Annotated in this window: 11 protein-coding genes; 6 read left to right on the top strand and 5 right to left on the bottom strand. The window is 72.8% G+C overall.

Annotated elements, in window-relative coordinates:
* Positions 1-11: 11 nt before the first annotated feature.
* Positions 12-791: a DNA-formamidopyrimidine glycosylase family protein gene (locus EIL87_RS13605; protein ID WP_125090866.1), complete on the bottom strand. Its 780-nt coding sequence runs from the start codon at positions 789-791 to the stop codon at positions 12-14.
* 4 nt (positions 792-795) lie between these two features.
* Entirely contained in the window at positions 796-1,629 is an 834-nt protein-coding gene (locus EIL87_RS13600; RefSeq protein WP_125090864.1) for a ParA family protein, read from the bottom strand.
* Between the two features lie 149 nt (positions 1,630-1,778).
* On the opposite strand from EIL87_RS13600, the gene EIL87_RS13595 reads away from it, so the two are divergent.
* Both EIL87_RS13595 and EIL87_RS13590 read left to right on the top strand, forming a co-directional pair.
* Complete coding sequence (locus EIL87_RS13595; RefSeq protein ID WP_125090862.1) at positions 1,779-2,501, top strand: class I SAM-dependent methyltransferase; 723 nt, start codon at positions 1,779-1,781, stop codon at positions 2,499-2,501.
* 292 nt (positions 2,502-2,793) lie between these two features.
* Positions 2,794-3,210 (top strand): DUF3040 domain-containing protein, encoded by a 417-nt coding sequence (locus EIL87_RS13590; RefSeq protein ID WP_125090860.1) that lies wholly within the window; start codon positions 2,794-2,796, stop codon positions 3,208-3,210.
* 244 nt (positions 3,211-3,454) lie between these two features.
* Here EIL87_RS13590 and EIL87_RS13585 read toward each other — a convergent pair whose 3' ends face one another.
* From EIL87_RS13585 to EIL87_RS13575, 3 genes are read right to left on the bottom strand one after another with little or no spacing between them, the layout of a single operon-like run.
* A complete protein-coding gene (locus EIL87_RS13585; RefSeq protein ID WP_125090858.1) occupies positions 3,455-5,710 on the bottom strand; it encodes a transglutaminase TgpA family protein in 2,256 nt (751 codons plus the stop codon).
* Positions 5,707-6,954 (bottom strand): DUF58 domain-containing protein, encoded by a 1,248-nt coding sequence (locus EIL87_RS13580; RefSeq protein WP_125090856.1) that lies wholly within the window; start codon positions 6,952-6,954, stop codon positions 5,707-5,709. Before EIL87_RS13580 ends, EIL87_RS13585 begins: the two co-directional genes overlap by 4 nt.
* Before the next feature lies 1 nt (position 6,955).
* Positions 6,956-7,987, bottom strand: coding sequence for an AAA family ATPase (locus EIL87_RS13575; RefSeq protein WP_407690539.1), 1,032 nt, complete (start codon positions 7,985-7,987; stop codon positions 6,956-6,958).
* Between the two features lie 521 nt (positions 7,988-8,508).
* Here EIL87_RS13575 and mraZ point away from each other — a divergent pair.
* The 4 genes from mraZ (at position 8,509) to EIL87_RS13555 (ending at position 12,699) form a co-directional block, all read left to right on the top strand.
* Entirely contained in the window at positions 8,509-8,940 is a 432-nt protein-coding gene (gene mraZ, locus EIL87_RS13570) for a division/cell wall cluster transcriptional repressor MraZ (RefSeq protein WP_125090852.1), read from the top strand.
* Between the two features lie 215 nt (positions 8,941-9,155).
* Complete coding sequence (rsmH, locus tag EIL87_RS13565) at positions 9,156-10,154, top strand: 16S rRNA (cytosine(1402)-N(4))-methyltransferase RsmH (protein ID WP_125090850.1); 999 nt, start codon at positions 9,156-9,158, stop codon at positions 10,152-10,154.
* On the top strand, positions 10,151-10,858 hold the full coding sequence (locus EIL87_RS13560; protein ID WP_125090849.1) for a hypothetical protein: 708 nt from the start codon (positions 10,151-10,153) through the stop codon (positions 10,856-10,858). The genes rsmH and EIL87_RS13560 overlap by 4 nt, the downstream gene beginning before the upstream one ends.
* On the top strand, positions 10,858-12,699 hold the full coding sequence (locus tag EIL87_RS13555) for a peptidoglycan D,D-transpeptidase FtsI family protein (RefSeq protein ID WP_125090847.1): 1,842 nt from the start codon (positions 10,858-10,860) through the stop codon (positions 12,697-12,699). Before EIL87_RS13560 ends, EIL87_RS13555 begins: the two co-directional genes overlap by 1 nt.
* The last annotated feature ends 51 nt before the right edge of the window (positions 12,700-12,750 follow it).

Genomic DNA, 12,750 nt, shown 5'->3' with positions numbered 1-12,750 from the left:
CGCGGGAGGTCTCAGGTCTGGCAGCGGGGGCAGTGGTAGGTGATGCGGTCCTCCGGAGGCTTCCCCTGCCGGCTGCGGCGGACCGTGGTGCCGCAGCGCAGGCAGGTCCGGCGGTGGAAGACCCAGTGCTCGTCGCCGTGGCGGAGGCTCTTGGTGGTCGCCTGCTCGGGTCGCCAGGCGTTGCGCAGCAGCAGCTCGTGGCTGAGCCGGACCGCCTTCTCGGCGTCGATCTGGGCGACCGGGGTCCACGGCGTGCGGCCGAGCAGGAAGCAGACCTCGGTCTTGTAGAGGTTGCCGACACCGGCCATGATCCGCTGGTCGAGCAGGGCCTCCCCGATCTCGCGGTCCGGGTCCGCGGTGAGCCTGCGCAGCGCTTCGGCCACGTGCTCCGGGCCCCAGTCGGGTGCGAGCAGGTCCGGGCCCAGGTGCCCGACCAGCGCCGACTCCCTGTCCGTCGGGATCCACCGCATGTCGTGCAGCGAGAAGCCGACCGCCACCTGCTCGGCCGTCGCCAGCACCGCGCGGGCCTGGTGGCCGGGGCGCCGCCACCGCCCGCCCGGCCGGTAGAGGTGCCACGACCCGTCCATCCGGAGGTGGTGGTGCAGCGTGCGGCCGTGCTCGAAGCGGATCAGCAGGTGCTTGCCCACCGGGCGGACCTCGCTCACCACCCGGCCGGCGAGGTCCATGGTGGACAGTCGGGGGTGCCGGAGCTCGCCGCGGACCAGCTCCTTCCCGGCCAAGGCTTCGTTCAGCCGGTGGCAGGTGAAGAAGACCGTGTCGCCCTCGGGCACCGGATCACTCGGCTTCCTCGACGAGGTCCTCGTCCTCGGGCTCCCAGCGGCGCTGCCGGCCCGCGCGGAGCGTGCGGGCCAGGATCAGGTTGAACGCCAGCGCCACCTCGCGGGCTCCCGGTGTGCCCCACTGGTGGATCGGCATGCAGGCGCCCTGCGCCTGCTGGACGGCGAGCCGGTCGGGCAGCGCCACCGGCATCACCAGCGGGCCGAAGATGTCCCGCAGCTCGTCGATGCGGTACTGGTGCTCGTGCGACCTCGGGCGGACGCGGTTGACCACCACGCCCAGCGGTTGCAGGTCCGGGTTGTTGGCGCGTTCGGCCTGCACCGCCTCGAAGGCGCGCTGCACGCCCGAGACGGCGAAGATCGTCGGTTCGGTGACCAGCAGAGCGCGGTCGGCCGCGACCAGCGCGGACCGCGTCAACCGCCCCAGGGAGGGCGGGCAGTCCAGCAGCACGAGCTGGTAGGGGAGCTGGCCCTCGACGATCAGGTCGTCCAGTTCGGACAGCGCCTCGTCCAGGCGGGACAGGTGTCCGTCACCCGAGCCTTGCCCGTTGAGGTTCTCGGCGTCCTCGGAACCGACCAGGACATCGACCTCGTCCCCCCACGCGCTGGCGGTCACCGCCGCGCGCAGCACCTCCGGGCGGGGATCGGCGAGGACGTCGCTGAGACCTTGGGCGGTCTCCTCCGGTTCCAAGGCGGCGGTGGCGTTGCACTGCGGGTCGAGGTCCACCACGAGCGTCCGCACGCCGCGCCGCATGGCGGCCGAGGCGAGCCCGAGCACCACGGTCGTCTTGCCCACGCCACCTTTGAGACTCAGCACCGCAACCGTCTGCACGCACGTAGCCTACGGAACCGGCGACCCCCTGAGCAGTGCCGGCCGAGTTTTGCTCATGACGACTCCGCCACTCGTCCTCGCCCGGACCGGCGCCGCGTACCAACCCCGCCGGTGCGAGGTGCGCGCCACCCGGCATTACGCTCTTGGCCATGAGATCGGACGCCGTCCACGAGGTGCTGGAAACCGAGATCGCCAACGCGGCGCAGCGGCTCGGCCGCCGACCGCGCGTGCTCGACGTCGGCGGCGGCAGCGGCGTGTGGGCGGTGCCTCTCGCCGAGGCCGGGTGCGCGGTCACCGTGATCGACCCGAGCCCCAACGCCTTGGCGACCTTGCAGCGCCGCGCCGAGGACGCCGGCGTGGCCGACCGCGTGACGCCGCTGCAGGGCGACACCGAGGCCCTCGAAGCGCTGAGCCCGGACGGCGGTGCCGACCTCGTCCTGGCGCACGGGTTGCTGGAGGTCGTCGACGACGTCGACACCGCCATCGCCGCGCTGGCAGCCGCCACCGCCCCCGGCGGAGCCGTGTCGGTGCTCGTCGCCAACCGCTACGCGGCGGTCCTCGCCCGCGCGCTGGCCGGTCGGGTCGGCGAGGCGCTGCGGCTGCTCAACGACACCGATGGCGTCCTGGACGCGGGATCGGAGACCTTGCAGCGCCGGTTCGACACCGAGGCGCTGCAGCGGTCCCTCAGCGCCGGCGGGTTCACCGTCGAGCTCGTCCAGGGGCAGGGCGTGCTCAGCGACCTGGTGCCGGGCTCGGTGACCGACGACCACACGGCGGAGACGGTCGCGGAGCTGGAGCAGGCCGCCGCGACCCGCCCGCCCCTCCGCGACATCGCCACGCGGCTGCACGCGATCGCGCGGAAACCCGCCTGACCTGTGCCGGACCGCCTCGTTCCGGAAATTCCGCCGATCGGCCGCACACCTGCGACGATCATCACCCAACGCGACTACCCAGGGTGCCTCGCATGATTACCGCTGGTCGCCGAGGCGAAATGCGAAGTTGATCACACACCCGACCTGGCGGTGTCCGCGATGTCGCAGGTTTCCGGTGGCCGGACCGGGTAGTCGTCGCGTCGCCGGAACCGTATCCTCGATGGTGACGCCCCCAAGCGTTCGCCGGTCGGCAAGCCCGGCGCCACCGAGAACCTGTGCCGGAGGAGGAGTCATGCCACTCTCCGAGCACGAGCAGCGACAGCTCGAGCAGATCGAGCGCGCGCTCTACGCCGAGGACCCAAAGTTCGCCTCCACCGTGCGCGGAGGACGGCTCCAACGCCCATCTCGACGTCGGCGGTTGCAGGGCATCGCCGTCTTCGTGCTGGGTCTTGCTCTGTTGGTCATCGGTGCGGTGATCCCCGCCCTGCGGCCGGCGGAGATCCCGGTGTTGAGCGTGGTCGGCTTCCTCGTGATGTTCGGCGGAGCAGTGATCGTGCTGGCCGCGTTGCGCGGTGGCGGCGATGACGACCAGGCGGCGGACGACGGGGGCGGAGGCGAGAAGCCCAAGCGCGGCTCGAACCGTCCCGCAGCGCGCGGTTCCCTCGCCCAACGCATGGAGGAGCGCTTCCGCAAGCGCTTCGAGCAGTAGGGGCTACGTCGAAGATCGCCGCCGGGCCGTGGGGCCCGGCGGCGATCTTCGTTTGTCCGCGCCCGGCGCAGCTCACAGGAACAGCCTTCGTGGAGACGGATCTCCGGTGGTGGGCTTGAGCTGTCCCCGCTCCCGTGGGAGGCAGGTTCCGGCTGGAACCGCCGCCGACGAACCGGGGTTCGGCCTCGGGGACGACCCCGGCTGGAACGTCGCGCTTCCGCTCGTGGGCGTCGAGGCGGGACCGTCAGGGGTGGGTGCGCCAGGGCGGGAGCGCCGAGCGCGGGAAGAGCCGGGAGCGCAGGTCCATCGGGGCGTTGAGCTGGAGGCTCGTGGTGATCGACTTCAGCGTCTCGGACAAGGTGCCGTCCGCCTGCGGCGTCGGCGCGTACCACTCCCGCTCGACGGCCGTCACCAGCCGCTTGAGGGCGTCGGCGCCCTCGGTGTCCAGCTCGTGGTCGGTGACCAGGCGGTCGGCGAGCTGGCGGGCGGTGTCGGTGGCGCGCGGCTGGTAGCCGCGGTCCCGGAACTCGTCGAGCACCTCGCGCCACGCAGTGCTCGCCGCGCCCTCGCGGCCCTCGGTGATCGCCTGCAGCCGCTGGCCGCGGCGGATCTCGCGGACCGCCAACGGCGCGGCCGCGCCTGTGCAAGCCAGCAGCGCGAGCACCCCGAAGGCCGTGAGCGACCAGCCGCGTTCGACGGGCTCCCGGCGCTGCTGCGGGCGATCGCGGGAGTCGGGCTGGTCCGGCTGCGCGCCCGCGACCGGCGGGGCCGGCGCGCCCGGCTCGGGCGGCGGCAGCGGCTGGCCCGGCAGCGGTGCCGCGGGCTGCGGCGGGTGCAGCGCCGTGTCGAGGAACTGCGGGAGCGCCGTGCGGCCGTCGGCGAGCGGCGTCGGGTCGAAGGTCTGCCAGCCCCACCCGGGGAAGTAGGCCTCCACCCACGCGTGCGCGTCCTCGGTGGTGATGACCTGCTCGGTGCCGTCCTGGTACCCGGCGGTGAACCCGATCGCCACCCGCGAGGGGATGCCGATCGAGCGCAGCAGCACCGCCATCGACGAGGCGTACTGCTCGCAGAACCCGCGCTTGCCGCGGAACAGGAAGTCGCTGAGCGCGTCCTGCCCGGTCGACGGCGCGGTGCTCAGGTCGTAGCGGAAGCCGTTGGCCGGATCGGTGAAGAAGCGGTTGATCGCGACGACCTTGTCGAACTCGGTGGGCTGGTCCTCGGTGAGCTGCCGCGCCAGTTCGGCGACCTCCGGCGAGATGCCGGAGGGGTCGAGGTAGGCGGGGTCGATCGGCATCGGCCCGCGCGCGGAGCGCAACTCGTCCGGCGACGGGTCCGGGACGACCACCTGCTGGGTGTAGGGCCGGGTCTCCTGGTTGGTCTGGGTGAACACGATCCCGGCGGCCGGGTCGTACCGCCAGTCGCGGCCCATGCCCGACACCGAGACCGGCGTGCCGAAGACCGGCAGCCACGGGTCCCGGTAACCGATCGGCTGCACCTCCACGCGTTCGGGCCTTCCACGCCCGATCGTGGTGCCCTCCGGCAGCGGCAGCGGGGCGTTCGCCTCCACGCCCTGGGTCAGGCCCTCGAGCTGCCATCCCGTGTTCGGGTCGAACTTGCGCAGCGTCATCGCCCGCAGGTAGCTGTCCTGCTGCAGGCCCCGGACGCGGAACAGCTCCACGACCCGGTCGCGGTTGAGCTGCCCGCGCAGCGAGGTGAACGGCTGCAGGCCGATGCCGTCGGTGCCGCCGAACTCCTCCGGCACCGAACCCGGCAACCGGCCTTCGGTGCCCACCCCGGTGAACACCGAACCCGCGAGCACCGCGATCACACCGGCCGTGCCGGCGACGGTCGCCGAGGTCCGGCCGAACAGGGTCTGCGCCACCCTGTCCGGTTCCTCGTACCGCCGCCACCTGCGGTGGTGCCCACCGGCGGCGAGCAGCAGCGCGTAGCCGGCACCGCCCAGCGCGAACGACCACCACGGCAGCATCCGGTCGGCCAGCGACGCCGGGATCGCGAACACGCACAGCAGCACCAGCCCGGTCACGGCCGGGGTGCCGAAGCCGACCGCGATCAGGTCGACCAGCAGCGCGACGACGCCCAGGCCCAGGCACACCAGCGCCTGCAGCGGCGGGTCGGCGGCGACCGGCGGAACACCGGTGCGGATCAGCTCGTCGGCTCCGCCCAGCAGTCGGGAGAGCTCGACCAGCGCGCCCGGGGTGGGCAGCAGTCCGAGGAACGCGCTGGACGAGGCGAACAGCACAGTCAGCGCCTCCAGCAGCGCCACGAGCTGGGCCGCCACCACGCCCGCGGTCGGCCAGCTCAGGCGCCTGCCGAGCACGCCCACGCCCGCCACGGCCAGCACCGTGATGAGCGCCGGGAACAGCCAGCGGGCGTCGGCGAGCACGCCGGCGAACGACGCCGAGGCGCACAGCACCGCGAACGCACCGGCTGCGGCGGCCACCAGCGACGTGTCGAGGGAACCGGTGTTCTCCTTGCTCACGGCATCATTCCTGCGGGGTCGGCCGACTTGGTCTGCTGGCACAGGTCCCGCCACACCTCGGAGATCGGGGTCCGCGGACCCTCGGCCACCACGACCGTCCAGCCCGCCGCGCGCAGCCTGCGCGCCGCGTCCTCCGGGTCGACGCCGTTCTCGCCGTTCCAGGACCGGACCGAGAGCAGCACCGCGATGCTGCGGGTCTCCTGCGGGCGGAGCTTGGTCAGCTCGGCGACGCCCGCGGTGGTGGTTTCGCCGAGCACGGCGATGAGCTCGTGCCCGTCGCCGGGGTCGCGGCTGCACTGCAGGTCGCGCTGGGGGGAGGGGCGCACGGCGGCGAGGGAGTCCAGCAGCGCTTCCTCCCGGCTCCCGTCATCACCGCCGATCTCGCGGGCCAGCGGGTTCCCGTCCTCGGTGACCAGCTGGACCTGCTGGCCGTTGCGCGCCAGGTGCAGGCTGATGCTGGCCACGGCGGAGATGGCCCACTCGACGCTGTTGCGCGCGCCGCTGCCGCGGTGGGCGGCCGAGCGCCGGTCCAGCATCACCGTGACGCCGCCGTGCCACGGCCGCTCCTCGACCCGCACCATCAACTCGTCGCGGCGGGCGGTCGACTTCCAGTGCACGCGGCGGATGTCGTCGCCCTGCCGGTACTGGCGGACCATCGCGTCGTCCTCGCCGTGCCCGGCACGCAGCCGCGCCGTCCCGTCCTCGCCGGTGCCCAGACCGGACCCGGCGGGCAACCCGGCCAGCTCGACGACCTCGGGCGTGGCCACGAGCCGGGAACGACCGGCCAGCTCCCGTTCGAAGCGGGCCAGTCCGAACGGGTCCCCGACCCAGGTGCGCAGCGGCCCGATGTGGTGGATACCGCGCAGCGCCGGCGTCACCGGGTAGCTGACCACCTGGCCGCGCTGGCGCGGCACGATCGGCAGCCGGAAGCGGGGACGGCCGCCGAGCGCGTGCGGGGTGCCGTCCTCCAGAACCAGCCCGTCGGCGGGCAGCCGGCCACGGCCGGTGATGTGCAGCTGCACGTCGGCCCGGGAACCGACGGGGACGCGCGGCGGGTCGATCACCCGGCGCGCGCCGACGCCGAACCGGACCCGTCCCGACAGCGCCAGCGACAGCAGCGGCAGGGCGATCACGAAGGCCGAGACCCGCAGCAGGTCCCGCTCGTCGAGGACCAGCGCGCAGATCCCGGCTGCCACGCCCGCCGCCAGCAGGCAGCGACCGCGGATGGTCAGCCCGGAGAGCACGTCAGCCTCGTTCGTCGTGGGTGTCGCCGCGCGGCACCGGGATGCGCTCCAGCAGTTGCCGCACCAGGTCGGTCGCCGAGCGGCGCGCGGCACGCGCCTCGCTGGTGAGCACCAGCCGGTGCGCGAGGACCGGGACGGCCACCGCCTGCAGGTCGTCCGGGATGACGAAGTCGCGACCGGCCAGCGCCGCCTGCGCGCGGGCGGCGCGCACCAGCTGCAGCGTCGACCGCGGGGAGGCCCCCAGCCGCAGCTCGGCGAGGTTGCGGGTCGCGGTGACCAGTGCGATCGCGTACCGGCGGATGTCGGTGGAGGTGTGCACCTGGCTGACGACGCGCAGCAGCTCCTGGACCTCGGCGCTGTCGGTGACCGGGCGCAGCTGGCCCAATGGGTCGTGCCCGGAGTGCTCGTCGACCATCGCCAGTTCGGCCTTGGCGTCCGGGTAGCCGATCGACACCCGCGCGGTGAAGCGGTCGCGCTGCGCCTCCGGCAGGGCGTAGGTGCCCTCCATCTCGACCGGGTTCTGGGTGGCGATGACCATGAACGGCGCGCCGAGCGCGTAGGTGTCGCCGTCGACCGTGACCTGCTGCTCCTCCATGCACTCCAGCAGCGCGGACTGCGTCTTCGGCGAGGCGCGGTTGATCTCGTCGCCCACCACGATGTTGGCGAACACCGGTCCAGGCCGGAACTCGAAGCTCTCGGTCTGCCGGTTGTAGATGGACACGCCGGTGATGTCGCTGGGCAGCAGGTCCGGGGTGAACTGGATCCGGCTGACCGTGCAGTCGATGGACCGCGCGAGCGCCTTGGCCAGCGAGGTCTTGCCCACGCCGGGCACGTCTTCCACCAGCAGGTGGCCCTCGGCGAGCAGCGTGACCAGCGCGACGCGGACCACCTCGGGCTTGCCGACCAGGACCTGCTCCACGTTGGCGGCGATGCGCTGGATCGTGCCGTGCACGCGGTCGATGCCGGGCGCGGCTGGGGCGGGCGCGCCGGTCGTCGGACCGGCGGTGCCGGTCAGCTGGGTTTTCGGCGTCACGCCACCTCCTGGATCTCGCCCTCCCGGCCATGTCTGGCCCGCAGACCGGGGGTGCCGGGAGGGCACCCGGACCGGGCCGGCGGAGCCGAGGGTCGCACTGCCCCCACTTCACCCCACCACCGGTACCCGGTCGCGCCGGACACCGAACGGACTGAGCATAACCGGCCGGTCGTCCAGTTGATCTACACGCGTGCTGACCGGCGGTTTTCGCCTGATCCCCGCCCATCCTGGCTGGTGGACCCGCGGTGGCGCGTGGTGGGGTGGGGGCCGCGCGGCGCCCCCGATCTCCCCCACTTCACCCCCACGTGGTGCTACCTGCGAAAACAGTCGCGATCACGCTCGGGTGACCGGGGCGTTTCGTGTTGACCGTGGAGCGAAGTGGGGTACTGTGGGGCCCGGTGGGGCAAAAGGGGGTCCTGCTGCTTTCGTCGTAGCTGCCCCGGTCGGCGGCGGGATCCCGCGCTCCCGGCGCGGGGGCGGTCGTCGGCGGAGGCGATCCGGGTCGGGGGAGGTGGACCGGGATGTTTCTCGGCACCCACCACCCCAAGCTCGACGACAAGGGGCGCTTGACGCTGCCGGCGAAGTTCCGGGACGCACTGGCGGGGGGTCTGATGGTCACCAAGGGACAGGACCACTGCCTCTACGTCTTCCCGCGCGACGAGTTCGAGCAGATGGCGCGCAAGGTCGCCGAGGCGCCGTTCACCAACGAGGCGGTCCGCGCCTACCAGCGGTACCTGTTCGCCGGGACCGACGAGCAGCGTCCCGACGGCCAGGGTCGGATTTCCATCGCGCCGGAGCTGCGCCGCTACGCGGATCTCAACAAGGAGTGCGTGGTCATCGGCGCGATCACCCGCCTGGAGATCTGGCAGGCGGAGCGGTGGCAGAACTACCTCGAGGAGCACGAGGAGGGCTACGCGCAGGCGCGCGAGGAGGTGTTGCCCGGCGTGTTTTAGGAGTGGCTGTCGGGCCTCGTGAGGCCTCGGTCCGCTCGGCTTTCGCCTCCTGGTGCATCTTCCCCGGTACCAGGAAGCGACGGGCGGGCGGGGACCTGACGAGATCCGGCGCTCGACGAGGGGGATCGACGCAGCGAGATGGTCGGTGCGCACTGCCGGGTGCGCGCCGATCGGTGGTTCTGAGCAAGTCCGGCACGCGGGAGGGAGGGGCCGCAGTGGCCGACGAGCCGCAGGAGAAGGGCGGTTCCGCCCGCGACAGGCACGTTCCGGTGCTGCTGGAGCGCACGCTGGAACTGCTGGAGCCGGCGCTGTCCCGGGACGGGGCGGTGGTCGTCGACGCGACGCTGGGCATGGGCGGGCACTCGGAGGCGATGCTCGCCCGGTTCCCGGGGTTGCGCTTGGTCGGGCTGGACCGGGACCCGGACGCGCTGCGCCTGGCCGGTGAGCGCCTGGCCCCCCACTCCGACCGGATCGACCTGGTGCACGCCGTCTACGACGAGTGGGACCGGGTGCTCGACGAGCTCGGTCTGTCCACGGTGGACGCCGCGCTGTTCGACCTGGGGGTGTCCTCGCTGCAGCTGGACGAAGCCGAACGCGGTTTCGCCTACGCGCAGGACGCGCCGCTGGACATGCGGATGGACCCGGGGGCGCCGCGCACCGCCGCCGACGTGCTCAACACCTACCCGCGCGAGGACCTCGCCCGGATCCTGCGGGTCTACGGCGAGGAGAAGTTCGCGGCCAAGATCGCCTCGGCGGTCGTCCGCGAGCGCGAGAAGGAGCTCTTCAGCGGCAGCGGGCGGCTGGTCGAGCTGCTCTACGACACCGTCCCGGCCGCGAGCCGGCGCACCGGCGGGCACCCGGCCAAGCGCACGTTCCAAGCGCTGCGCATCGAGGTCAACGCCGAGCTCGACGTGCTGGAGCGGGCCCTGCCCGCGGCCATGGACTCGCTGGCCGTGGGAGGCCGGATCGCGGTCATGTCCTACCACTCGCTGGAGGACAAGATCACCAAGCGGGAGTTCGCCGACCGCGTGAAGTCCCGCACCCCGGTCGACCTGCCGGTCGAACTCCCCGGGCACGGGCCGGAGTTCCGGCTGCTCACCCGGGGCTCCGAGCAGGCCGGTGCCGATGAGATCGAAACCAACCCCAGGGCGGCTTCGGTGCGGCTGCGCGCCGCCGAGCGGATCCGCGGGGGCAACGGCGAGGAGGCGACATGACTGCACCTGCACGTGCCAACGCGGCTTCACGGACCGACAGCGCCGAGACCGCGGAGGGCACCGCGACCGGGCCCTCGGGGCTGAAGCAGGCACCGAAGAAGTCCGAGAAGCGGCGGACCCGCTCGGCCGCGGCCGAGCGGGCCTACGCGCGGCGCGAGGAGCGGCGCGACCAGCCCGCGCGACGCCCGCGCCAGGTCCGCCAGGGCGGCGAGGAGCGGCGTCCCGTCGCGGCCATGCCGCGCGCCAAGCAGCTGGTCCACGAGCGCGTGAACACCCTCGCCCGGCTCCCGCTGGTCGTCGTGGTCATGGTCGTGCTGGCCACCGGTCTGGCGGCGACGCTGTGGCTGTCGATCTCGGCGGTGTCCGGCAGCTACCGGCTGCAGGAGGGCGAAGCCCGCGTCAACGCGCTCAACGAGCGCAAGGAACAGCTGCAGCGCGAGGTCAGCTCGATGGGATCGACGCCGGAGATCCAGCGCCGCGCCGAGCAGGAGCTGGGCATGGTCAAGGCCCCCGCCCCGGCGCACCTGGTGCCGCAGCCGGACGGCTCGGTCGTCGTCGTGGGCGAGCCGGAGAAGGCCACCGCGCCGGCGCCGCCGCCCGCGCCGCCCGCGCCCGCGGGTGAGCCCGGGCAGCCGACGCCCCCGGCGTCCCCGCAGCACGCTCCGCAGCAGGACCCGGCCCGAGCGCAGGCGATGGGGCGCTGATGCCGCGCACGACCCGAGCACGAGGTCGCACCGCCCGCACCAACGTCGCCGGCAGCAACCGGCGGCTGTTGGTCGGGCGGTTGCTCATGGTCATCGCGCTGCTGCTCACCGGCGCCAAGCTGGTGCAGGTCCAGGGCGTGCAGGCCGGCGAGCTGTCCAGCGAGGGCGAGAAGCAGCGGATCACCAAGGACGCGATCCCCGCTGAACGCGGGTCCATCGTGGACCGCAACTCCAACGTGCTCGCCTTCTCCAGCGAAGCGCGGCAGCTCTACGCCAACCCGCGCCAGCTCACCGAGGACTTCGACGAGCAGCACGCCAAGGACCCCAGCAAGCCGACCTCGGCGCAGTACAAGCAGGAGGTCGCCCGGTTCATCGCCACGACGCTGCGCGGGCAGATCACCGAGCACGAAGTGCTCGACGCGCTGTTCAAGGACGCCGCGTTCACCTACTTCGGCCCGGAGATCGATCCCAGCCAGGCCAACGTGATCACCGAGAAGTACCCGCACATCGGTGCCGAGTACCGCGCCACCCGCGAGTACCCGGCGGGCAACTTGGCGGCCAACGTCATAGGGGCCGCGAACTGGCGGATGGACGAGCGCAAGGTCAAGGGCCAGATCGGCCTGGAGCTGGCGATGAACGACGTCCTCGGCGGCCGCAACGGCACCAAGGTCTCCGACACCGCCCGCGGCTCGAACCTGGTCATCCCCGGCACCGAGCGGGAGCTGGTAGCGGCCACCCCGGGCTCGGACGTGCAGCTGACGCTCGACTCCGACCTGCAGCACGTGGTGCAGCGGGAGGTCTCCGACTACGCCGTGCGCGCCGGTGCCAAGAGCGCCAGCGCGGTGGTCTTGGACGCCAAGACCGGTGAGGTCTACGCGCTGGCCAACGACAAGACCTTCGACCCGCGCGGCCCGTGGGTCGGCAACCTCGGCAACCCGTCGGTCACCACGCCCTACGAGCCCGGGTCCGTGAACAAGGTGATCACCGCGGCTGGGGCGATCGAGCACGGCATCGTCAAGCCCGACCAGGTGCTGCAGGTCCCGGGCAGCATCAAGGTCGCCGACCGCACCGTCGGCGACGCCTGGAAGCACGGCACGATCGGGCTCACCTTCACCGGTGTCATGGGCAAGTCCTCCAACGTGGGCACCCTGATGGTGGCCCAGCAGCTCGGAGAGCAGCGCTGGTACGACCTGGCCAAGGCGTTCGGGCTCGGCAAGCCGACCGGCATCGGGCTGCCCGGGGAGAGCGCGGGCAGCCTCCCTGCGCGGGAGGACTGGTCGGGCTCGACGTTCGCGAACCTGCCGATCGGGCAGGGCCTTTCGATGACGGTGCTGCAGATGGCCGGCATGTTCCAGGCCATCGCCAACGACGGGGTCCGCGTCCCGCCGCGCATCATCGAGGCCGAAGTGCAACCGGACGGGACGCGGGTCGCGCGGCCGGCCCCGGAACCGGTCCGGGTGGTCAGCCCGCAGACCGCGCACGTCGTCCGGGACATGCTCCGCTCGGTCGTGCAGGACGGACCGGGCAGTTCCGACGACGGCACGGGCTCGGACGCCGCGATGCCGGGCTACCAGGTGGCGGGCAAGACGGGCACGGCGCAGCAGATCGACCCGGCGTGCCGCTGCTACAGCCAGTCGAAGTACTGGATCACCTTCGCCGGCATGGTTCCCGCCGACGACCCGCGGTTCGTGGTGGGTCTCATGCTCGACGCGCCCTCCGGTGCTCGGGAATCCAAGTCGGCGGCGCCGCTGTTCAACACCATCGCCACGTTCCTCACGCAGCGGTACCAGATCCCGCTGTCCAAGGAGCCCGCGCCCTTCCAGGAGCTCCAGGTCCGTTGATCTGGTGGTGGACGCACTCGCTCTGCTTCGCCGTGCGGGTGGCAGAGCCGG

It is taken from the genome of Saccharopolyspora rhizosphaerae (genome assembly GCF_003931915.1).
GTDB classification, from domain to species: Bacteria; Actinomycetota; Actinomycetes; order Mycobacteriales; family Pseudonocardiaceae; genus Saccharopolyspora; species Saccharopolyspora rhizosphaerae.
The sequence above is the reverse complement of the archived record's forward strand: the minus strand, read 5'-3'. Positions and strand labels throughout refer to the sequence as shown.